This window comes from Desulfoluna butyratoxydans (assembly GCF_900699765.1).
GTDB lineage: Bacteria > Desulfobacterota > Desulfobacteria > Desulfobacterales > Desulfolunaceae > Desulfoluna > Desulfoluna butyratoxydans.
Window position 1 is genome coordinate 152,930 of the sequence record NZ_CAADHO010000005.1, and the last position, 20,863, is coordinate 173,792.

Sequence of the window (20,863 nt, forward strand, 5' to 3'; positions counted from 1 at the left end):
AGGACTTGTAATGGTAACGGCCAGCTTGTCAAAACAAGCTAAACGTACAACAACTGGCCCCATAGCGCAACCGAGATGGCCCTAAGGCCCGACCCCAACACGGCCGTCGCGGCCATCCGCCCTCCGGACATCATGCCTGCTTGTGCAGCAAAAACTCACAGCCCTTTTCGGTGCACTTGCAAACCGAGACGGATCCCCCTTGAAATTATCTATTTTAATAGAGTAAATATATATTCACGAGGTTGGGTCACACATTCCCCGGACAGATCACACATCAAAACCCCTGATAAACGGTAGAGCAGATAGAAAAAGCACGTTATAAAGAGCCCTCTACTGGCCGTAACCATTTTAGCTATCGGATTTTGTAAAATATGAGCGTTCATGTTGTCACGTATTCTTCAGAATGGAAAATCTGGTTCGAAGACTTGTCATCTAAGCTATCGTATGCCCTTCAGGACATCTCATGTCGCATTGAGCATGTCGGGAGCACCTCTGTCGAAGGATTAGACGCCAAACCAATAATAGACATTGATATTATCTTAGATGATTTCGATCATTTTGAGCCTGCAAAAAAAGCACTTGAAGGAATCGGTTATTACCATAGAGGGAATTTAGGCCTCGAGGGGCGGGAAATGTTTCAAATCAGCAACCCGATACATCCCCACAACGCATATGTATGTGCCCCTCATGCGTTGGCAGTCAAAAACCACCTTATTTTCAGAGACCACCTGAGAGGTCACCCTGAAACTGCCAAAAGGTATGCACGACTCAAACATGAACTTGCCGAAAAGTACCCCAATAATGTAGATGCCTATTGCGAAGCAAAAACGGAATTTATCTCAAGCGTTCTGGCTCAATATAATTTTTCTCTTACTGAAATATATGCAATAAAAAAAGCAAACGAAATAGAGTAGCCGGGCTTCCCCCCTGCCTCCACGCAACCCGGATCAATATGGCACTCACATCGGATGTATACCGGGCGCCCCAGAAAGGCATCCAGATCATAACAACTTTTTTTAACATTCAAATCAGCCACACCGGCGAGGTCTAAACGGACGTTCTACACCACGTCCGTCTTCGACACCCGCTGGGTGAAGCATCCATACGTCATGTACCGCATCATCGCACCAGGCAAAAAGCAGGGAGACATAAAATTGACGACGACAACACTCGAACCGGCAAATATAAATGATGCCGAAGCCCTCAAAGCCCTGAGTGTGGAGGCGTTCACAACTGACTATGATCAGTACGGCTCTTACCCACCGGGGATTGAGTCGTTGGCCTGGCATCAATCAGAGATTAAAAAAGGCCATTATTACAAAATTCTATTAAACGGCGACCTTGTTGGTGGCATCTGCGTCATTCCATCGGATGGTGACCGAATCGAAATAAAGTACTTTTTTATCAGTGGGGAATATCAAGACAGACGAATTGGCTCGACGACCTTAGGGCTAATCGAAAAGCAGTATAGCAACGCAGCAGAATGGGTACTGTCAACACCTCACAAATCGTTTCGAAACCATCATTTTTACGAGAAAAACGGCTATACTAAAATTGGTGAATCCCAACCAATCCCCAACAATCCGTTCAGGCTTTTTGAGTACAGAAAAATAATCGAGAAGACAGAATGACGGCACCAGGCCTGCACATTTGACTTTTTTAATCTGCCACATATATGGTGGCAGGAAAACGAATTTGCCCGGTATAAAGGGCGTGCTCTGTAAAAAGCCTTATGAGGCAAAACAGGATCATGCCAGCGTTCTCAAAAAGCAGTGCCGACGTTTTTCAGTGCTCAACATCAGTGGGATATGACCAATGCCTGACATCCAATTCATCCCTTTAGAGGAAAACGATATCGATGGCCTGACAGGCCCCATGACAAGGGCCTTTGAGAACGATGCCAAGATTTATGACGGTATCGAAAAAGGCGGTCCACCGGGCTATAACGATGGGTCGTTCCTTCAAAAATGGGCCATTGATGATCCAAAATCAATCGCCTATAAAATCGTCCTTGACGACAAAAGCGTTGGCGCCTTTATTATTTGGTGGGTTGAGCAAGGCATGAGCATTCTGGGCGCACTTTTCATCGACCCCTGTTTTCACAACATGCAGATCGGACGGAAAGCCTGGAACTTCATTGAAACAAGGTATCCATCAAAATACTGGAGACTTGAAACGCCCACCTGGGCCACAAGAAACCATTACTTTTACGAAAAGGTGTGTGGCTTTCAAAAAACTGAAATCAACCATGAACAACAAATTTTTGTCAAAAAGAGGGAACCGACAATTATGCCGACTGGGTCTTTGCCTTAAACCGATAGACTCGCGCAATCAATTTCAACCCACCGCCGGGTATGACGTGCCCTGAGCCAACAGCATACGGAGCCTGACATGAAAAAAGCAGTCATTATCATCCTTATCGGCTTGGGTGCCTACGGGGCTTTTACTCGGTTTAACGTCCCTTTTTCCATCAAACCCATCCTTTCCCTCTTCACCTCCGAGGTGTCTTCAAGCGATGAAGCCCTCCAGAGAGCATTTGACGAGAAGCTCAGCGGTATTCAGGTCGGTGGTTCAGGCAAAGTGATCACCATGCTGCCCGACGACACCCGGGGGAGCAGGCACCAACGCTTTATTATCCGGCTTGATTCCGGTCAGACACTTCTGATTGCCCACAACATTGACCTTGCCCCACGCATTGACGCTCTCCGGGTCGGCGACCACATCAATTTCTACGGCCAGTACGAATGGAACGCCAAAGGGGGCGTAGTTCACTGGACGCATCATGACCCCAGCGGGCGTCATGAGGACGGCTGGTTGAACCATGGAGGCAAACTGTACCGGTGAGCCTGATCCCTGCAACAACCCAGCCAGGGTTACCCTTCGCCCCGCATCCCGCCAAATGACTTCATCCAGGCCAGCCTTGTCTTAAGTTAGTACTTATGTTAAATCGTTTTCTGGCCGGTAGTATTCCCTCTTATAAGGACGTATCGACGAAGATCTTGCCCGTGCCGGGCATACAAGCCCGCGGGTACCAGCGTCGGCAGTAACGAATGTGTCGTAATGATTTGGGGAGAGAGATGAAGTTTAGAATATGCACAATCATGGTTGCAATGTTGGCGATCGTCGGATGTTCGACCTTCGAAATCAAATCAAATGCTGATGCCGACAATGAACGGAAAACAGCGTTGCTGTACGACAAATTGATCGAGGGCGAGGCTCCGAACACCGCCCAACTCACCCTCTTCATGTCCAAAATGCCCAAGGGCGGCGACCTGCACAACCATTATTCGGGAAGTATCTACGCGGAAACATATCTGGATTGGGTCAAGGACGCCGGTTACTGGATAGACAAAGAGACACTTCATATCAGCAAGGTCAAGACGGACACCAGTCTGTCTGTTGATGAATTACGTTCCGACACAAGCCTCTACAGAACCCTGCTGACACGCTGGTCCGACAACGACTACCAGAACCATTACCACTCACAGCCGCCCCCCGACCAAAACTTTTTCGACACCTTCGGTTACTTTGGACCCATCGCCCAGAACTACAATCAAGGCCTGATGATTTTAAAAGAGCGGGCCATCAAAGAAAATGTCAGCTTTATTGAAGTGATGCTTAAGTCCGTTGGTTACTCGTATTCGGATACGTCCTTTGATGAGCACATCAGAAAGAATGCCAGCCCCGAATCTGTTTGGGCTCATCTGGATGAGATGTCTTCGAAAATGGATGCAGATGATGGGTTTAAGACAAAAATCGACGCCTTCATCACCACAATGGAAGCTGCTCACAAGGGCATAGATGATGACCGCTTTATGATGCGTTATCAGACATACACATCACGAAACAGCCCGCCAAGCATTGTCTTTTCAGGTCTTTATTCTGCTTTTAAGGCCGTTGATCAGTCCGACCTCCTTGTTGGCGTCAACATCGTCGGCCCTGAAAACGGTGTGGTTGCCATCAAGGATTACGCCTTACACATGCAGATGTTTGCATATTTGCATGAAAAATTTCCGAATGTTAACAGGTCACTGCATGCGGGAGAGCTGACCCTTGGCATGGTGCGCCCCAAAAATCTCACCTTCCATATTTCCCAGGCAATCCAGGTCGCCAAAGCCCAGAGGATCGGGCACGGCGTGGACCTGCCCTATGAAGAAGACCCCGTTGGCCTGTTGCAGGAAATCAAAGAAAACGCTGCCGTTGAGATCTGCCTCACAAGCAATGAATTTATCCTGGGTGTCAAGGGCAACACCCACCCGTATCTTATCTATTCCGCCTACGGCGTCCCGATGGTTATCTGCACGGATGATTCCGGGGTTTCCAGAAACAATTTGACCGGTGAGTACGTGTTGCTGGCGGAACGATATAAACCCAGCTACAAAGCAATCAAAGCGTATGTATACAACAGTATTCACCACTCTTTTCTTTCTAAAGAAGATAAAGATTCATTGCTTCGGTCCCTTGACCTTCGCTTTGAATCGTTCGAAGCCGAAATGTCTGAGTATTCAGCTTCAATGATGAAATAATCCGTGCTGACGGGATGGGCCCCTCGAACCCATGTGTCCTTGCTGACACTGCTCTGGAGACCACCCCGTCAAAACCCGCCGGGCCCGCCGCATGACAACAACACCCCAACCACAGGTACCCCATGATGAAAAAAACACTTCTTTTACTCTCTGTCTTATTTGCCTTTGGCTGCTCTTCCATGGACAACAAAACCGTCACCACGGCCTTAACGCCGGATTGTCTCGGAGATACGGAAATTCCCGCAGCATTTAAAGACCAATTCAAAGCGGCGGAGGACAGTGTGTTATTGGATCTTGCACTGGGAGCGCCCGACAAGGGCAAACTGTGCTGGGGCCAGGTGTATGTGGCCAAAGAAAATTCAGACGTTACCATCTACCGAGCGTGGAACAGCACAAACCCGCACAGCAAAATGGGCCAGTGGTGGTCCTTCAGCAAGCCCACGGGTCTGGTCTCCGCCTATCGCTCGGGTTGTGAAATCTGCTACCAGTGGTCCCCATTAGACAAACTGGTGGTGGGCAGGTTGAAGCCCGGAACAAAAATCGTCGTAGGCACCGGACAGTCCGCCAAGTGCTCGGAATACCTCACCTACCCTGTATCCGATGAGAAGCAGGTCTTTATCAAGGACGCAGACACGTCGGTGGAAACGACCTCCGATTACGACCTGGTATTCAAGTGGCGATAGCCCCACCCCCAGAGACCGAATGGTGCGCCCAGAGCCCTCCGCAGGCCACAAACCCTGCGGAGGCAAGGAGAGAGCAGGCCGCCTTGTTCTCCGGGTCCACATCGGCCACCAGGGGGCAATGACCCTTGGGATCGGAGGTGTGCTGAGTCAACGCATCCAGAAGCTCACGCCCCAGGCCCCGGCGCCAGAACTGCGACGCGAGCCAGCCCCCCGCCTCCACACGATCCTTGCCGAAAGGCAACAGCACGCAAAACCCAGCCAGCTCGCCGGTCTCCCGTATCCGAACGGTAAAAGCCTCCTGTGAGGCATCTTCCAGGGTGGAGACCAGCCACTCTCCGGCAGACGCAGCCGAGTCGATGCCCCGTGAAAACCTCCAGACGGACGACGAGTCAAACCCCGTCTCCATGCCTGCGACATCCGAAGGGACAAAGGGAGACACGGCAAGGCGTGGGGTCCGGAATCCGTCCGAACACAGGCCGGACACCGGATAAAGCTCTCTTTTGATCAGATTGATTCCCATGGTCACTTTCCTGTAAAGCGGGGCTCTCGTTTTTCAAACATGGCCGCAAGGGCCTCTTTGTGGTCCTCGGAGCCGTGGCACTGGGCCTGCATCAGGGCGCAGGTTTCCAAAAAATCAGGCAGCTCCGTGTTCCGCCCCATCTTGAGAAGCCGCTTGGTCATGCGCAGGGCCCGGGGCGGCTTGGCCGCAATGGTTTCGGCCAGGGCCGCGGCTTCCTTCATCAGGGCCCCGTGGGGCACCACACGGGAGACCACCTCCATCTCCAGGGCGCGCTGCGCGTCGATGACCTCTGCGGTAAAGGCCAGTTCGCAGGCCTTGGCCATCCCCAGGACCCGTGGCAGGAGCCAGGCCCCGCCGTCACCGGGGATCAACCCAACATTGAGAAAAGTCTCCCCAAATGTCGCCCGCTCCGAGGCGATACGGAGATCGCACATGAGGGTCAGATCGAACCCGGCCCCCACGGCCGGTCCGTTGACGGCTGCAATAACGGGGATCTCCAGGGTTTCCATGGCCAGGGGGATTCGCTGGACATGATTCTTGTACCGAGCCACCAGCTCCGGCCCCTCCCCTGCAAACATACCCTTTTTCCCGGCCATGTCCTTGATGTTGCCCCCGGATGAAAAGGCCGGATCGCTTCCCGTCAACACCAGGACGCTGATGCCGGGATCTTTGTTGACCTCGTCCACCAGCCTGCATAGGTCCTCCACCATGGTCTCTCCGGTGATGGCGTTGCGACTCTCCGGGCGATTCAGGGTTGCCGTCACAACCCGCCCGCTTTGCTCCACGCAAATGTCGGTAAACCCGTTCATGGTCTCTCCTTTCCCATCAAGTGAGCCTTTCCGGTGACCCGCCGGGGCCGGATACATGGCAAGCAGGCCGTGAAATATCCGGGCCGATGTGAGGCCGGGCCGTTGTCTCAGACACTGTAACAAACCAGGCCCCATATTTCACCGAAAATGAAAAACCCCGCACCATCAAGGAGTTGTACCATAAGGCCTGGAAGATGCAGCGGGCAGGGCCGTGCCCTTACCTTTCAGAAGAGGCCGATGCATTTTTTCATGACAGAAGACTTGACACCGAAGGAATCTCCTATTAAAAAGCGTAAGCTCGCAGCATGGTGCTCTTTTGTCGGCACCGGCTCAGGGTACCCGTCATCGCGCGGGTTTTTTTGTGCCTGGAGAAAACCTTACGGTGCAACTCCCTTTGCCGCACTCAGCGGGAATGCCCTGCGGCGGGCTCCGCCATGGCAGACCATGGCGGATCGTACAACGCCCAAGGAGAACTGCCCATGCTGCACCCCGTCGTCAACACCCCCGAATGCGCCATTCACCGCATTGAAGACCATACCCCGTCAACGGTCAACCGACTTGTTGTCTCCACCCCGGAAACACGTGCCATCGCAAACGACCCCAGAGTCATGGGAGTCGACTACACCCGTCGCCTCAAGGCCGCCTGCACGCGTGTCCTGTCCATCCTCAACACCGAAAAGCGAACCTGCCTCACCGAAGACGAAACCATCGTCTTTGATATCCTCCGCGGCGGACTCAACTTCGGCCTCCGGGAAGCCCTGGCCGACGCCTTCGGCTGGAACCGCCACGGTTGCTCCTTTATCAGCGCCCAGCGCGCCCGCGTAGACGGTGACCCCGAGAACTGGCACATCATGGAGAGCGAGTACAGCAAGGTCTACATGCCCAAAACCGCCAGCATCGTCATCGGGGATGTGGTGGCCACCGGTACCAGCCTGGAGCATGCCATGAAAGCCCTGGTGGCCGAAGCCGAAAAGCAGGGAACCGCACTGCGATCCATCGTCTTCTTCACCTTCGGCGGGCCCCGCGCCGAGGAGATCCTGGAAGCGGCCGACGCCATGTGCCGCAAGCGGTTTCCCTCCTACGAAGGCACCACCCTCATCTACCTGGAAGGCCGTTTTGTGGTCCCCACGGAAGAGACGCCCCTCACCATCAAGATCACCGGCACCGACCTCCTGCGCAAGGGCGCCCTCATGGCACCGGAGTTCATCGAGTCCCAGTACGAAGATCCCTCCTACCCCATCCAGCGCTGCGCCATCTACGATGCGGGTTCCCGGGCCTTCTGGACCCCGGAGTACATCGCGGACCTCACAGAATACTGGGGCGACACCCTGGCCCTGGCGGAAAAAGGCATGGGCTTTGCCGAGCTGCTCGAAGAACGATTCCCCGAACTCGACGCGGGCCGGTTTAGCGAAGTGGACCTGGCCGAAATCTGCCGGAAGCAGATATCACAGCTGGACGCCTGATAGGAAAAAATGCCTCCGGCAACCCTGCCGGGGGCCAAACTTTTGAAAAATTTGACAAACAGGCATTGTAACTATTCAGCTTATGCCTCCGGCGGCCCTGCCGGGGGCTAAACGTTTGCCTGATTTTATAAAGGCGGGTTTAACAAACAGGTTTTAAAAAATCTTTTTGAGTGAATTTTTACTTTAAAGGCGGATGTGATTTGACCCGAGGAACGAGGGGCAAAACACATCCGCAACCTGCTTTCAAGGTGGCACACCTTGCCGCCGGAGGCTGTTTTTTTTGAGCTGAATAGTTACCAGGCATTTAAAACAAAACGAGTCCTGAGGTTTACGGTAACCTCCACGCATCATGACGATTCGTTTGCAACCGAAACGTTTTTGCGGCTTGTCACGGGCAAAGCCCGTCAGCAAGTGTGACGTACCTGAGGAACGAAGGCACGGAGCATTTGCGAACCCGGGGTGCAGGGGATTCATCCCCTGCACCCCGGAGGCACGCTTTTAGTACATATTATAGGAGAAACAGATGAAGAAAGACCACACAACAGACGCTGATTTCGCCCTCACCCATGTCGCTGATTCCCACCGCAAAGGGTTCTGGCCCATGCTGGTGGTGATGCTCGGCTTTACCTTTTTTTCCGCCAGCATGTGGTCCGGCGGAAAGCTCGGCACCGGGCTCACCGCCTGGCAGCTCATCGCCACGGTGATGACCGGTAACCTTCTTCTGGGATGCTACACAGGTCTGCTTGCGGCCATCGCCGCCAAAACCGGTCTCTCAACCCATTTGCTTGCCCGGTTCTCCTTTGGGGAAAAAGGCTCCTACCTCCCCTCCTTTCTCCTGTCCATCACCCAGGTGGGATGGTTCGGCGTAGGGGTTGCCATGTTCGCCCTTCCCGTCCAGAAGGTCACCGGATGGAACATCCACGCCCTCATCCTGGCCTCGGGCCTTGTCATGACGGCCACGGCCTGGTTCGGCATCCGCGCGCTGACCATTCTTAGCTTCATCGCCGTGCCCTCCATCGCCGTCCTGGGCAGCTTCTCCGTGGGCAATGCATTCACCGACTTCGGCGGCCTGGACGCCTGGTTTTCCATGGTCCCTGCCGAGCCCATGGGCCTGTTCACGGCCATCGGCATCTGCGTGGCCTCCTTCATCAGCGGCGGCACCCTCACCCCGGACTTCACGCGGTTTTCCAAGAACACCAAAACCGCCGTCTCCACCACGGTCATGGCCTTTTTCCTCGGCAACAGCCTCATGTTTCTCTTCGGCGCCGTGGGCGCGGCCTTCTACCAGCAGGCGGATATATCCGACGTGCTCCTGAAACAGGGCATGATCGTCTGGGCCATGGTGATCCTGGGGCTCAACATCTGGACCACCAACGACAACGCCCTTTATGCCTCAGGCCTCGGTTTCTCCAACATCACCGGCCTGCCCAAAAAATGGGTGGTCCTTGCCAACGGTGTGGTGGGAACCCTTGCCGCCCTTTACCTCTACAACAACTTCGTTGGTTGGCTCGCCTTTCTGAACACCATGCTCCCTTCCATCGGCGGCATCCTCATCGCAGACTACTTCATGGTCCGCAAGCGCCTCTATGGCCACCTGGATAAAACCCGCTTCGAAACCATTCGCCCCACCGCCATCCTGGCGTGGGCCGCAGGCGTGGCAGCCGCCAGGGTGATCCCCGGCATCGCCCCGGTCAACAGCGTCCTGGCCGCCGTGGGTGTCTACCTTGTGGCTGAACATGTGATGGGACTCATCATCAAAAACGGCGAAAGGCCTGAAAGCGAAGCGGCTTAATTCATAAGCAAATCAGCGACACACATAAAACGCGAAAAACCGATGCCCGCACTCCCGTGGGCATCGGTTTTTTTATGGCTGATAACGCCGATATGCCTTTGATCCGGCGGCAAAGAATCAAAAACCTTTGGGATTGTTGAAATTTTTATCAAGAAAACTGCCTTCAATATTGTTCGCCATTTCAACAAAACGAGTGGAAGGCAACGAAAAGGACACCATGTCTTCTGGAACAAAATTCCTGACCATGGGCTCCATGAACCCGACGATACTCCTGGGATGCTCCTGAAATTTTTCATTATAGGGAAGCGTAAAGACAGACTGGCAACCCGAACAGTTGGGAATCAACACATTGTCCATCAAACTGGCCGTGCTGTCGTAGCCTGACAGGGTGACAAGCTTTGTCAGGTTGGTGAGGTCTGCCGGAAAAACATTCACGACCTCAATTTCCCTGTTTTTATCGATCTTTTCGACTTGTTCCATGTACAGATACTTTTCTTTTGGCGGCTGGATAAGGGTTGCCGACTCACGGGTATATGCCTTTGAAAGCTCGAGATTCTTAAAAAACCGTTCGGTTTCCGCTAAAAATACGCCCCCGTCATCTTCCAGTTCTGCAAAGCCAAAATATTCCGTCGAGCCGGTGCATGCCTTGCCGTTATCCTCTGAAAACCGGATTCTTTTTCCCTGTTTCATCATCATTTTCAGATACATGAACATGCAGACCCATCGTTCCTTTTGATAAACAAACGAGTCTTCTATCTCTTCAGGTGAAAAATACCAGCCGATGGCAGGATAATTAAAAGACACGACTTCTGAAAATTTCCTCAGGCTCTCTTTTACTATTTCTGAATTCATTTACAATTCCCCTTGTGTTTAAAAGTTGATATCTATTATTTCAAAAGACATGCCAAAATATAAGAGGCCGTAAATACGATAAATATCGAGACGCATTTTTCAAAACCACGATATTAAATGGCTTTCAGCTACTAAATTTCGTGGCTACATGATAAACTATTTAATATCATGGTTATTTTGTCTGGTTCACGTAAAGGGGGTTCAGATGACGGTTGATAAACACCAATTTTTCCGAAATGTAACGCTAAGCCTTTGCTGCAGCCTTGACCTTGAAAAGGCGCTCTTTAAGTGCTTTCAGTATATCAGGAAATACATCCCGGCAGATGGTCTTCAATTCGATATTACCGAACCTAACGGCGCCACAGTCAGTATTGTCAGGGTAACAAAAGAAGGGGTCGAAATTCAGGATATTCTTATTCCGTTCTCACCTGAATCCATAGAAGAAGAGCAACGGTATTTTGAGAAAAAAGAGAATAAAAAAATTGACGATGTCCTGATTTTCAATGCACCGAACATTAATCCCATCAGTAAGGATTTTGCCAAAGTCCTTAACCTCAAGGAAGCATCCAATCTTGTCCTGCCGGTGGACTTTGAGGACAGTTTCCCTGCAACGATTTCCCTGTACTCTTTTTCTCAACATGCCTACACAGCAGACCATGCAAAGCTCTTTTCAGCAGTAAAGGAGCCATTTTCGATGGCCATGTCCAATGCCCTGAGGCACCGTGACGTACAGAACCGCTCGGAAAATTTCAAAAAAGAGACCCAGAGGCTCTACCTTGAACTGATGAAAATCTCGGGGGATAAAATCATAGGCGCGGAGTCCGGCTTAAAAGAGGTCATGACCCTTGCCCGGCATGTGGCTGAAGTGGAAAGTCCCGTGATGCTTCTTGGGGAGACAGGCACAGGCAAAGATGTCATTGCAAATGCTATTCACCAGTTTTCAAAAAGACACGAAGGACCGGTTGTCAAGGTTAACTGCGGGGCTATCCCGGAAAACCTTATAGACTCTGAGCTGTTTGGCCATGAGAAAGGCGCATTTACCGGTGCTGTTTCCCAAAAAAGAGGAAAATTCGAACGCGCTGACTCCGGCACTCTTTTTTTAGATGAAGTCGGCGAGCTCTCCCTGGTTGCCCAGGTCAGGTTGTTACGGGCTATCCAGTTCAAGGAAATCGAACGCCTGGGAGGCACCCGAACAATTCCTGTGGATACACGTATTATTGCTGCAACCCATCGAGATATGGATGAGTTGATTAAATCCGGCACATTTCGTGAGGATCTCTACTTCAGACTAAACGTTTTTCCTATCCACATTCCGCCGCTAAGGAAGAGAAAAGAAGATATCCCGGCCCTCGCCCATTACTTTATCGAAAAAAAAGCCAAAGATTTAAACCTTTACCCGCCTCAAAGACTTGCCCCCCGGGCCATGGATCAGTTGATGGACTATGACTGGCCCGGCAATGTACGAGAACTTTCGAATATCATCGAAAGAGCGTTGATTCTAAACCGCAACACCCCACTCACCTTTGATCACCTGCATATCAATTCTGCCACACGTAACGCCTCGGAAATTCCGAGGGATAAAAACGATGATGACATTATCCCCTTCGATGACATGATTTCACAATACATCGTCAAGGTGTTAAAGCGCACAGGCGGGCGCATAGAAGGCCCCAATGGCGCTGCAAAACTCCTGAACATGAAGCCGAACACCCTGAGAAGTAAAATAAAAAAGCTCAACATCCGGTTCCATAGAACAAAAGCCCAAAAGCCCTCGTAGAGTTGGGACATCGCCGCAAGGGATACCATTCCGTGAACCGCTTCGTGGACAACATGCCGTCCACGCCCCTCCTTACAATTTTTTTCTCCACCACATCCCTCTTGCATTGTGACCATGCAAATCCAGCTCACCCAGGCTTCTGTGATCGTCATTTTCGATGACTGAATCATCAGAAGAGGAACGGGTTCGATTGGCACCAAGCCTTCGGCGTCAGTTCCCGTGGGGGTAAACCCGGGAATTAAAAAATGGGGGTCTTCACCTTTCGATCCCGCCAAACCGCCTGAGTGACGGGGAGATACCCGCGTCTATAGAGACTGATCGCCAATTCATAGCGATCTGTTTTTCTGCAAAGCCAAAATAAATCATTCTAAAAATAAGCAAAAAAATTAACAATGCTATTTTAGCATGTTAGTTCCCTGGGAGACTCTTTCAAAGAGGATAGTATCAAATATGCATGCCTGCCCCCTTCTCTCAAGCGGCCGTTTCTGGTAGCTGAAAGAAAGAAATGAAGTGAATGGGATGCAGTACACGGAACCACCCTGTACCCAATTGATATATTCCCCGGCAGAGCAACATGTGCTGTTGGCCCCGGGAAACAGGAACACAGTGATAGTAAGAAGGAAATGCAGTGAAAAGTTATCGTCTTGAGCATGATTGCATCGGTGAAAGAGAAGTCCCCTGTGAATGCTATTACGGCATCCAGACCCTGAGAGCTGCTGAAAACTACAAAATCAGCAACATTCCCATCAGCCATTATCCCCAGCTGATCGACTCCCTGGCATATATCAAAATGGCCGCAGCTCAGGCCAACTGTGAGCTGGGGTTGCTGGAGGAAGACAAGTCAAAACACATCACACTGGCCTGTAAAAAGATCCTGGAAGGGAAATACTACGATCAGTTTGTGGTCGATGTGATCCAGGGCGGTGCAGGAACCTCCACCAACATGTGCGCCAACGAGGTCATCGCCAACCTCGGCCTGGAAGGCATGGGCCATCGCTGCGGTGAGTACGAGTTCCTGCACCCGAACATTGATGTGAACATGTCCCAGTCCACCAATGACGTGTACCCCACAGCCATGCGTATCACCTTGATTGCCAAAATACGCCAGCTTATCGAGGCCATGGCATTTTTGAAAAAGTCCTTTGAAAAAAAGGCCGAGGAGTTCAAGGACATCATCAAGATGGGGCGTACTCAGCTCCAGGACGCCGTGCCCATGACGTTGGGACAGGAATTTTCCGTATACGCCGTGATGCTCGGCGAAGACATGATGCGCCTGCAGGAAACCACGGACCTGGTGCGTGAGATCAACATGGGAGCCACCGCCATCGGCACGGGCTTGAACGCCCATCCCGAATATGCGGATCTGGTGACGGAAAAGCTGTCCAAATTGCTGGGCATCAACCTGATCAAGGCCGAAAACCTGGTGGAAGCGACCCAGGATACCGGAGCGTATGTCCAGCTCTCAGGGGTGCTCAAGCGTGTTGCGGTGAAAGTCTCCAAGATCTGCAATGACCTGCGCCTGATGTCTTCCGGCCCCCGTTGCGGTTTCAACGAAATCAACCTGCCCCCCATGGCCCCGGGGTCTTCCATCATGCCGGGCAAGGTCAACCCCGTCATTCCCGAAGTGGTCAATCAGGCCTGTTTTTATGTAGCCGGTGCGGACATGACCGTCACCATGGCCTGCGGGGCCGGTCAGCTGGAACTCAACGTCATGGAACCGGTGATCGCCCACAGCCTGTTCAGCTCTCTCATGTACCTGCGCAACGCCTTTGAAACCCTGGCAACCCGATGTGTTGACGGCATCACCGCCAACGAAGACGTCTGTCGCAACTACGTCCGCAACAGCATCGGCCTGGTCACGGCCTTGAACCCCTATATCGGCTATGAAAAGTCCACAGAAGTGGCCCACGAGGCCCTTGCCTCCGGCACGTCAGTGTACGACATCGTCCTTGCCAAGGGGTATATGAAAAAAGAGGACCTGGACGACATCCTCTCCCCTGAGAACATGATCAAGCCCCGGTATTTCCATAAAAAAGACTAACAGAACAAAAAGCCCCCGGCGAATCATGGCCGGGGGCTTTTACCCTAATGTATGGACGCCTTCTCACAGTCAAACACTTTGAAGGTAAAAATGCGGGTTTCCCCCTTCTTTCCCACGTCTGTGCAAGTCATCCGGCAACATAGCCCCAGAACAGTGTGTGTGTGAAAAAGGCATAATAGTCTGAAAGATTCAGGATAAAATCCGGTGAGTCCGGCAGGCACAACCGTTGGAATTCTGACAAGTCATCGGATGACAGCTCACGCTCTGCATCCGGCCAGCGCATTTCAATCAAGTCCGTCAACGCTGCTCGTATTTCATAGCTGAGGGGAGCATAGAAACCATCAGCAAAAGTTTTTACCCTGGGTTCCTTTAAACCTATGTCACGAAACCACCCCAGTGCACGCAGGAAATGCGTCTCTGGTTTCTTCCCGTGTATAAAAGGAGCAAGTCCACCCGATATCGCTCTCAGACGGGCTTCCAAACGAGGATATCCAGGAAGCAGATTTTCCGAAGACCATCCAGATATTGCCACAATCCCACCGGGTTTCACCACCCGTGAGAGTTCTTTCAACAGCGGCAGCGGCTCCAAAGGAGCATACCCAATGCAATCGGCACTCCATGCCCAATCAAAGGTATGATTGTCGAAGGGAAGAGTTGTCACATCCCCTTTCTGAAATGAAATCCTTTGTGAAAGACCTGCCTCTTTCACAAGTTCTTCCCCGCAATTCAATAACCCCGAGGCTTGGTCAAGCCCGGTGACATGCCCGGAGAATCCCACCGCCTCGGCCAACAGCAAACATTGAAGCCCGATCCCACACCCCGCATCCAGTCCGCTGCTTCCGGCAGGGAGCTGTATTGCCTCGATCACGCTGCGAAGGATCGACTCTCTCAAGGGATTCGCCACCAAAAGGCTACGGATATATGAATCAGTGTCCACCATTCACCTCAAGACGCTTTAATAGATGTTATTTTCAATATATTAAATGAGAGACTACTCTACCAGCAAACCAAAACCGCCAAGCAGCCGCACGGTTATTTGCGTCGGCTGCATTCGCATTGTTAAATCGAAAAGATAATAATGATGAGGCTATGCCTATCTCTGCTGAGACCATGACGCACACATGTCGTGTTGCCCAGCATCAATAGCCTTATTGTGCCTAACCTAGAATGCCTCCCTCACACCCTCCCCGTTGCACCCAAATTTGTTAGGAATTTCACTATCCCGTCCAGAGGGACCGTCAATAAAATATTTCATCCCCAGCAAATCACCCTTTAGTCAATTGCGCCGACAAGCTCCTTTTCAGGAACAACCAGAGGTCTTTCTATGGGTGACCCCAATGAAGTTAACTCCCCACCACCACAAGGGGGCGACTGCCAAATATTCCGAGCCAGGGCCTTTAAGGCTTTGATGGAGGGATCGCTTTTTCGACCCTTGAGCCAGGCCAGGGATAGATCAATCTTGAGGCTCTCTTTATCCCAGATTACCAACTGCCCTGCCTTTTCCGCATCTCTGGCCTCATCTTCCAACATCAGAGCAAGACCGACTCCTGCCTGAATCAAGCCCTTAGATGTCGCCTCCTCGTTCACCACAATTGCATGGCTAAGGTTGAGCCGCCTTATGGTGATGGCCGCATCGGCAACCTTTCGGAAGGAACACTCCTCAGAAGTCCAGATCCATGGATAACCAGTCAAATCTTTCAATTTGGCTGATTCAATCTGCTGCCGCCATTTTTCAGGTGCAGCGATTACCAGATTCATGGTCTTCAGTTTAACCAACTCTACCTCGGCCGGATTGTCATTCCCGAAATAAAATCCAGCATCAATATCACGCTTTCTCAGGGCATCAACAAGCTTTAAGCTGAGGCACTGCTCCAGGTTTAACATGAGGTTCGGATGGTGGGAGGCCATCTCCAACACCAGTTCCGGAATCCGCAGCAGACTGCCGCTTGAGCAATACCCCAGTGTAAATTCTCCTATCAGTTCTTGACCGGACAGCTTGGCATGATTGAGAAAGTCGTTTGCCGAGGAAAGCACCTTCTCTGCTTGGGCCTTCAGGTGATGCCCCTCTTCCGTGAGCTCCATTCCTTTAGGCGTTCTGTCAAAGAGACGCACACTCAACTCTTCTTCCAGGGCTTTAATGTGAGCGCTCACCGCTGGGGGGCTGAGAAAGAGCCGCATAGAGGCTTTGGTGAGATGCATTTCTTCCGCAACCGTTACAAACGTCCGCAGCTGGTAGAGTTCCATTGGTCATCCTTGTTCATGAATACATAACAACTCGTTCGGTTATTCCAAATGGCATTTCACTGTTCTGCATAGTATCTCTTTGTCTATAGACAAATTTCATTACAAACAAGAGAAGTCATCAACAGATGACCAATTGGCAAGTAAAGAAGCAGAGCAATCAATGTCCTTCCATCCCAATGGTTACAATTCATTTTCACTCGCAGTGATTTATTTTTGGATAGGCTCTACAAGCAAATATTAACGGTCATTATATGGGACATCAAAAAAACAAACAAGATATCGGTGTCTCAAAAAAAGGATTAGAGGTTTTAAGTGAATAGTATATTACAATACCCTGAAAAAAAAGTACTGGCTATTAGCGGCAGCCCCAGAGAAGGCGGAAACTCGGATGTATTACTTAATCATTTCGCGCTGGGTGTTCGAACGGAAAATATTTCCTGTGAAGTCATTCAACTACGAGATTTCCATATCCTGCCTTGTATCGGGTGTGAAGCCTGCCGCACCGACGGGGCCTGTCATAGCCTTGATGACGACATGCAGGAACTTTATCCCAAGTTCAGATCCTCTCGGGGGCTGATCATGGTGTCGCCGACCCACAACTACAATATCACCTCATGGCTCAAGGCCTTTATCGACAGACTCTACTGCTTTTATCAATTTACAGATGACCGCCCTCGAAAATTTTCGAGCCATTTGGCTAACCAGGGCCGACAAGCGCTGATTGCCGGAATCTGTGAACAGCCAAACCCGGCATTCATGGGTGTCACCTTGGACGCCATGCGGCTGCCATTGGCTGATGTTGGCTATCAGATGAAAGGCGAGCTTCCTGTTTACGGCATTTTTGACAAAGGCAAAGTCGGCGATGACCAGGCGGTATTGGACCAAGCCATTCAACTGGGTCGGGAGCTTGCCAAGGCGATCTGACTCACAAAACTTTAGCCCGGACATTGCATAAAAAACGACCGGGCCAAATCGATAAGATATTATTACAGATGATTACTCGACAATATTTAGAATTTTCAAAAAGGCAAATATAACCCACCGTTTCCGCACAGTTTTCTCACCCTTCGGGTGACCCCCCCTAATTTTAGGTTTTAGAACGGATACGAACGGCTTCAATTGCCACCTTCGCACTTAAACATTGAGAAGAAGTCGGGTTTGTTCTGTAAAAATGACGGAGAACCTATAATCATAGAGGTTTCACCCGAACAGAGATTGCGCATTTCACGATACAATTTTCCAATATCGACATTTTTTGGTTCCCTGCACCTAACAGGCTGGAGGGAATCAATCCGCTGAGAACATTCTGGGGAAATTCTATTTCCTATTCACTGTCAATTAGCCACTAATGAAACTGGGGGCTTCATCATGACCTCATTAAGCAGCTTATCTTCTCCCGACATGTTTACCGGGTCGGAGATTTCCGAGTTGTGTGATTCCATCAAAGACGTTCACCGATTGCTCAAATCGGTTGGTGATTTATTAACCGAACTGGAGGAGACAGATGATTCAGGTGGGAACTGCTTGCACCTTGACTTCAAGCGGTGGGGGATTCGGACCATCACTAAAGACCTGCTGACCCGGCAATACAACAAGATAAACCGCATGATGATCATTTACCAAGAAGAGCAAAAGAGAATGAAGGAAATGGGTATTTTTGGGAAAAACGGATAGAGCCAGGGTATAGGTCAACGAAGCCAAAGTCTCTATGCGATATTCACAGCACTCAGGTTTTTAAGGCCAGGCCCTCAAAGTGACCGCGCCGACCTACTCATATTCATCCTGATTAGCACCAGAGATATAGGCACAAGCTTTATCTTGAAATTCATTTATGCAAGGCTACTGCCAAAACGCGGAATTGACTATTCCGAAGGAAGGCCCCACACTTCAGGAAGACAATGGCATCAAACCTATCCTATATCGAATAGGAGAATCGATTGATTAGCAATATAACGCACAAATATTATCGATAACTTAACTTTACAAGATATTAAATGGGTGATCCCAATGCCGTTCGTAAAAAAAAGCCCACCTCAAGCCCCGAGGTGGGCTTTCTCCTGTCGGCCAAGAAGCAAGGAACAATCCCCCCCCTTCTCTATTCGAAGGCCTTACGTCTTAAGCAAAGGCTTAATGAGACGTTCGGTCACGAGGCAATCTTCATTGAACAGGTATCAGGCAATGCTAAAATATCATAATGTGTTCCGACATCAATATTCTTCTGAGTAAGCGGTTCACCCTTTGTCAAGGGTTCACCGGTAATCTTAAAAACCGAATACCCCCTCTCCAGTAAAAAACTCAGCAGCTGATTACGATAATTATAATCCGTCTTCTTAAACACCTCCGCTTTAATAACAGGATGATACTCCTTAAGAATACCTTCAATAGACCGAAGGATATAAAGGTCATAGCCTTCAGAATCTATTTTTATAAAGCTAAGCTTTGGCAGCAAGGCTGCATAGTCTGATTTTAGTTCCTGCTCAAGGTTGATAGCAAAAACCGTCTGGTTGAATGCGTGACCATGCCTCAGTGCCGAGATATTCTCGTGACGTCCCCCGTTGCAAAAACCAGAGTCTGAATACTCAAACACCATGAAGCCTTCTTCTAACCCAGCGGCAGCCATAACTGTTTTTATATTTGCAATGTCACTATTTGACCGTGCCGTTTTTTCCAAGACCGGATAGACATAAGGGTTGGGTTCCAATGCCAACACGCTCCCTGTTTTTCCAGCGGCCAATCCCATGGGCAACGATGTGTCGCCGCAATGTGCCCCAATATCAATACAGAAATCGCCTTCCTTTATGTATTCGCCGTAAGCATCAACAAGATCGGCATTTATAATTTGGTCGACTGCATTTGGGTGCAACCATTGTGCGTACTTGACGGGGCCAATATTTTTAATGCTGCATTCCATGATTTCATACGAAAAGTGCTTGGGCTTTCCTTTAAAGCCCATCAGCTGAAATAAATTTTTCGGCTTCATGTAATATCTTTCTATATTTAACTTGCATTAGGTTTTGGAGCATAAAGTTGTGCTGTATCCTTACAGGTTACAAGCTATTCCTGTCCAATACTCCGTCTCATTCAATAGCTCTAACCATACACCGTATTCAGAATTAGTTTCTCGAAACAAACAAAGTTCCCTATGGATTCACTTTTATCCTACCATTCCTCATTCGAAACTCTTCTGATAAAACAAATCGAGTTATTCACCCAAACGCTATTTCTTACTCTTTAGTCCACACAAATGCAAGGGTGTATTCATATACATCTATAGAAAGATATTTTAAACTGGCTTAACCCTGCCTTCCACCACAACAGGAATATATGTGAACATCTAATGGATGCGCGTACAGTCCATGCGTTTGAAAACCTGGGGCTTTTACGATTACTGAACAGCCGGTAACGTCTCTTCAGCCCTTTTTCAGCCTGATACGAGGACTAAACCACAAGGGCTATCAATTTATTACGTGTTTTGGCTATGGAGGTTTACCAACCTTTACCGCCAGAGGTTTCTTTATAGGGAGACCGTTTACCCCGCGACCATCAACACGGCAAGACCGCAAAGAACCACGCCACAGCCCCGTGATATGGGGTTCTGGAATCGCTCGTAGCGGGTTCTGAAGGCGGGTCTGTCCAGGAGCATGGAGAAAAGCGTCCAGACAACGATGGCCTCGACGATCAGGGCAAGGCCGAAGAGGGCCCGGATGGCTGTGGGGGTTTCGGGGGCGAGGAGCTGAGAAAAGACGCTGAGGACGAACAGGGTTACCTTGGGATTGAGAAGGTTGCAGAAGAGGCCGTCGCGAAAGGCCTGGCCAAAGGGGGCCGAGGATTTCTGATTGGCATCAAAGGTGAGGCCGGAGTTGCCGGTGAGACAGCGGATTCCCACGTAGAGGATGTACGCGGCCCCGGTGTACCGAATGGTGTTGAACAGTAACGGGCTGGTGCGGATAATCACGGCAAGGCCTGCAACGGACAGGGTCACGTGCACGGTGAAGCCGAGGCAAATGCCCAGGATACAGGCCATACCGGCCCGCAGGGACGTGGTGGTGTGGCGAAAGATCAGCATCATGTCGGGTCCGGGGGAGAGTTGGGCGGCCAGGGCCACCCCCAGGACGACCACAAGGGATTCGAACATTGTCGGGCACTCCGTGTTGTC

19 protein-coding genes are annotated in these 20,863 nt (G+C 50.6%); 12 read left to right on the forward strand and 7 right to left on the reverse strand.

What is annotated here, in order from left to right:
- The first annotated feature begins 371 nt into the window (after positions 1 to 371).
- The 6 genes from MSL71_RS14745 to MSL71_RS14770 all read left to right on the forward strand — a co-directional run bounded on the left by MSL71_RS14745 (position 372) and on the right by MSL71_RS14770 (position 5,209).
- Positions 372 to 914, forward strand: coding sequence for a GrpB family protein (locus MSL71_RS14745; protein WP_180141693.1), 543 nt, complete (start codon positions 372 to 374; stop codon positions 912 to 914).
- Between the two features lie 195 nt (positions 915 to 1,109).
- Positions 1,110 to 1,631 carry a GNAT family N-acetyltransferase gene (locus MSL71_RS14750; RefSeq protein ID WP_180141695.1) on the forward strand — a complete coding sequence of 174 codons (522 nt, stop codon included), beginning with the start codon at positions 1,110 to 1,112 and terminating at the stop codon, positions 1,629 to 1,631.
- Between the two features lie 184 nt (positions 1,632 to 1,815).
- Complete coding sequence (locus MSL71_RS14755; protein WP_180141697.1) at positions 1,816 to 2,313, forward strand: GNAT family N-acetyltransferase; 498 nt, start codon at positions 1,816 to 1,818, stop codon at positions 2,311 to 2,313.
- Positions 2,314 to 2,391: 78 nt separating this feature from the next.
- Positions 2,392 to 2,844: a DUF3465 domain-containing protein gene (locus tag MSL71_RS14760; RefSeq protein ID WP_180141699.1), complete on the forward strand. Its 453-nt coding sequence runs from the start codon at positions 2,392 to 2,394 to the stop codon at positions 2,842 to 2,844.
- Positions 2,845 to 3,077: 233 nt separating this feature from the next.
- Positions 3,078 to 4,526 carry an amidohydrolase family protein gene (locus tag MSL71_RS14765; RefSeq protein ID WP_180141701.1) on the forward strand — a complete coding sequence of 483 codons (1,449 nt, stop codon included), beginning with the start codon at positions 3,078 to 3,080 and terminating at the stop codon, positions 4,524 to 4,526.
- A 122-nt stretch (positions 4,527 to 4,648) separates the two neighbouring features.
- Positions 4,649 to 5,209, forward strand: coding sequence for a hypothetical protein (locus tag MSL71_RS14770; protein WP_218951044.1), 561 nt, complete (start codon positions 4,649 to 4,651; stop codon positions 5,207 to 5,209).
- Here MSL71_RS14770 and MSL71_RS14775 read toward each other — a convergent pair.
- Together MSL71_RS14775 and MSL71_RS14780 are read right to left on the reverse strand one after the other, a co-directional pair.
- On the reverse strand, positions 5,196 to 5,729 hold the full coding sequence (locus MSL71_RS14775; protein ID WP_180141703.1) for a GNAT family N-acetyltransferase: 534 nt from the start codon (positions 5,727 to 5,729) through the stop codon (positions 5,196 to 5,198). The two genes, MSL71_RS14770 and MSL71_RS14775, sit on opposite strands and share 14 nt — an antisense overlap.
- Positions 5,730 to 5,731: 2 nt before the next feature.
- The gene (locus MSL71_RS14780) at positions 5,732 to 6,538 is read right to left on the reverse strand and encodes a crotonase/enoyl-CoA hydratase family protein (protein WP_180141705.1); all 807 of its coding nucleotides are present in this window, start codon (positions 6,536 to 6,538) and stop codon (positions 5,732 to 5,734) included.
- A 479-nt stretch (positions 6,539 to 7,017) separates the two neighbouring features.
- Here MSL71_RS14780 and MSL71_RS14785 point away from each other — a divergent pair, with 479 nt between their 5' ends.
- Both MSL71_RS14785 and codB read left to right on the forward strand, forming a co-directional pair.
- Positions 7,018 to 8,001 carry a phosphoribosyltransferase gene (locus MSL71_RS14785; RefSeq protein ID WP_180141707.1) on the forward strand — a complete coding sequence of 328 codons (984 nt, stop codon included), beginning with the start codon at positions 7,018 to 7,020 and terminating at the stop codon, positions 7,999 to 8,001.
- 523 nt (positions 8,002 to 8,524) lie between these two features.
- Positions 8,525 to 9,793, forward strand: a complete 1,269-nt coding sequence (gene codB, locus MSL71_RS14790; protein ID WP_180141709.1) for a cytosine permease — start codon at positions 8,525 to 8,527, stop codon at positions 9,791 to 9,793.
- A gap of 117 nt (positions 9,794 to 9,910) precedes the next feature.
- Here codB and MSL71_RS14795 read toward each other — a convergent pair whose 3' ends face one another.
- The gene (locus MSL71_RS14795) at positions 9,911 to 10,645 is read right to left on the reverse strand and encodes a DUF169 domain-containing protein (protein ID WP_180141710.1); all 735 of its coding nucleotides are present in this window, start codon (positions 10,643 to 10,645) and stop codon (positions 9,911 to 9,913) included.
- Positions 10,646 to 10,850: 205 nt separating this feature from the next.
- On the opposite strand from MSL71_RS14795, the gene MSL71_RS14800 reads away from it, so the two are divergent.
- Together MSL71_RS14800 and aspA are read left to right on the forward strand one after the other, a co-directional pair.
- The gene (locus MSL71_RS14800) at positions 10,851 to 12,422 is read left to right on the forward strand and encodes a sigma-54 interaction domain-containing protein (RefSeq protein WP_180141712.1); all 1,572 of its coding nucleotides are present in this window, start codon (positions 10,851 to 10,853) and stop codon (positions 12,420 to 12,422) included.
- A gap of 628 nt (positions 12,423 to 13,050) precedes the next feature.
- Positions 13,051 to 14,463 carry an aspartate ammonia-lyase gene (gene aspA, locus MSL71_RS14805; protein WP_180141714.1) on the forward strand — a complete coding sequence of 471 codons (1,413 nt, stop codon included), beginning with the start codon at positions 13,051 to 13,053 and terminating at the stop codon, positions 14,461 to 14,463.
- Positions 14,464 to 14,590: 127 nt separating this feature from the next.
- Here the strand turns inward: aspA and MSL71_RS14810 are convergent, their stop codons facing one another.
- The gene (locus tag MSL71_RS14810; RefSeq protein ID WP_246317800.1) at positions 14,591 to 15,355 is read right to left on the reverse strand and encodes a class I SAM-dependent methyltransferase; all 765 of its coding nucleotides are present in this window, start codon (positions 15,353 to 15,355) and stop codon (positions 14,591 to 14,593) included.
- Between the two features lie 380 nt (positions 15,356 to 15,735).
- Positions 15,736 to 16,707, reverse strand: a complete 972-nt coding sequence (locus MSL71_RS14815) for a LysR family transcriptional regulator (protein WP_180141716.1) — start codon at positions 16,705 to 16,707, stop codon at positions 15,736 to 15,738.
- 312 nt (positions 16,708 to 17,019) lie between these two features.
- Between MSL71_RS14815 and MSL71_RS14820 the strand changes: the two genes are divergently transcribed.
- Both MSL71_RS14820 and MSL71_RS14825 read left to right on the forward strand, forming a co-directional pair.
- Positions 17,020 to 17,631 carry a flavodoxin family protein gene (locus MSL71_RS14820; protein WP_180141719.1) on the forward strand — a complete coding sequence of 204 codons (612 nt, stop codon included), beginning with the start codon at positions 17,020 to 17,022 and terminating at the stop codon, positions 17,629 to 17,631.
- Between the two features lie 444 nt (positions 17,632 to 18,075).
- Positions 18,076 to 18,381 carry a hypothetical protein gene (locus tag MSL71_RS14825; RefSeq protein ID WP_180141721.1) on the forward strand — a complete coding sequence of 102 codons (306 nt, stop codon included), beginning with the start codon at positions 18,076 to 18,078 and terminating at the stop codon, positions 18,379 to 18,381.
- A gap of 469 nt (positions 18,382 to 18,850) precedes the next feature.
- Here the strand turns inward: MSL71_RS14825 and MSL71_RS14830 are convergent, their stop codons facing one another.
- Both MSL71_RS14830 and MSL71_RS14835 read right to left on the reverse strand, forming a co-directional pair.
- Positions 18,851 to 19,687: an FkbM family methyltransferase gene (locus MSL71_RS14830; protein ID WP_180141724.1), complete on the reverse strand. Its 837-nt coding sequence runs from the start codon at positions 19,685 to 19,687 to the stop codon at positions 18,851 to 18,853.
- Positions 19,688 to 20,236: 549 nt separating this feature from the next.
- Entirely contained in the window at positions 20,237 to 20,842 is a 606-nt protein-coding gene (locus MSL71_RS14835) for a LysE family translocator (protein WP_180141726.1), read from the reverse strand.
- Between the last annotated feature and the right edge of the window lie 21 nt (positions 20,843 to 20,863).

Excerpts from the sequence above, each read along its gene's own strand:
- MSL71_RS14745 (WP_180141693.1), top strand. The coding sequence starts at position 372 with ATGAGCGTTCATGTTGTCACGTATTCTTCAGAATGGAAAATCTGGTTC.
- MSL71_RS14750 (WP_180141695.1), top strand. The coding sequence starts at position 1,110 with ATGTACCGCATCATCGCACCAGGCAAAAAGCAGGGAGACATAAAATTG.
- MSL71_RS14755 (WP_180141697.1), top strand. The coding sequence starts at position 1,816 with ATGCCTGACATCCAATTCATCCCTTTAGAGGAAAACGATATCGATGGC.
- MSL71_RS14760 (WP_180141699.1), top strand. The coding sequence starts at position 2,392 with ATGAAAAAAGCAGTCATTATCATCCTTATCGGCTTGGGTGCCTACGGG.
- MSL71_RS14765 (WP_180141701.1), top strand. The coding sequence starts at position 3,078 with ATGAAGTTTAGAATATGCACAATCATGGTTGCAATGTTGGCGATCGTC.
- MSL71_RS14770 (WP_218951044.1), top strand. The coding sequence starts at position 4,649 with ATGATGAAAAAAACACTTCTTTTACTCTCTGTCTTATTTGCCTTTGGC.
- MSL71_RS14775 (WP_180141703.1), bottom strand. The coding sequence starts at position 5,729 with ATGGGAATCAATCTGATCAAAAGAGAGCTTTATCCGGTGTCCGGCCTG.
- MSL71_RS14780 (WP_180141705.1), bottom strand. The coding sequence starts at position 6,538 with ATGAACGGGTTTACCGACATTTGCGTGGAGCAAAGCGGGCGGGTTGTG.
- MSL71_RS14785 (WP_180141707.1), top strand. The coding sequence starts at position 7,018 with ATGCTGCACCCCGTCGTCAACACCCCCGAATGCGCCATTCACCGCATT.
- codB (WP_180141709.1), top strand. The coding sequence starts at position 8,525 with ATGAAGAAAGACCACACAACAGACGCTGATTTCGCCCTCACCCATGTC.
- MSL71_RS14795 (WP_180141710.1), bottom strand. The coding sequence starts at position 10,645 with ATGAATTCAGAAATAGTAAAAGAGAGCCTGAGGAAATTTTCAGAAGTC.
- MSL71_RS14800 (WP_180141712.1), top strand. The coding sequence starts at position 10,851 with ATGACGGTTGATAAACACCAATTTTTCCGAAATGTAACGCTAAGCCTT.
- MSL71_RS14815 (WP_180141716.1), bottom strand. The coding sequence starts at position 16,707 with ATGGAACTCTACCAGCTGCGGACGTTTGTAACGGTTGCGGAAGAAATG.
- MSL71_RS14825 (WP_180141721.1), top strand. The coding sequence starts at position 18,076 with ATGACCTCATTAAGCAGCTTATCTTCTCCCGACATGTTTACCGGGTCG.
- MSL71_RS14830 (WP_180141724.1), bottom strand. The coding sequence starts at position 19,687 with ATGAAGCCGAAAAATTTATTTCAGCTGATGGGCTTTAAAGGAAAGCCC.
- MSL71_RS14835 (WP_180141726.1), bottom strand. The coding sequence starts at position 20,842 with ATGTTCGAATCCCTTGTGGTCGTCCTGGGGGTGGCCCTGGCCGCCCAA.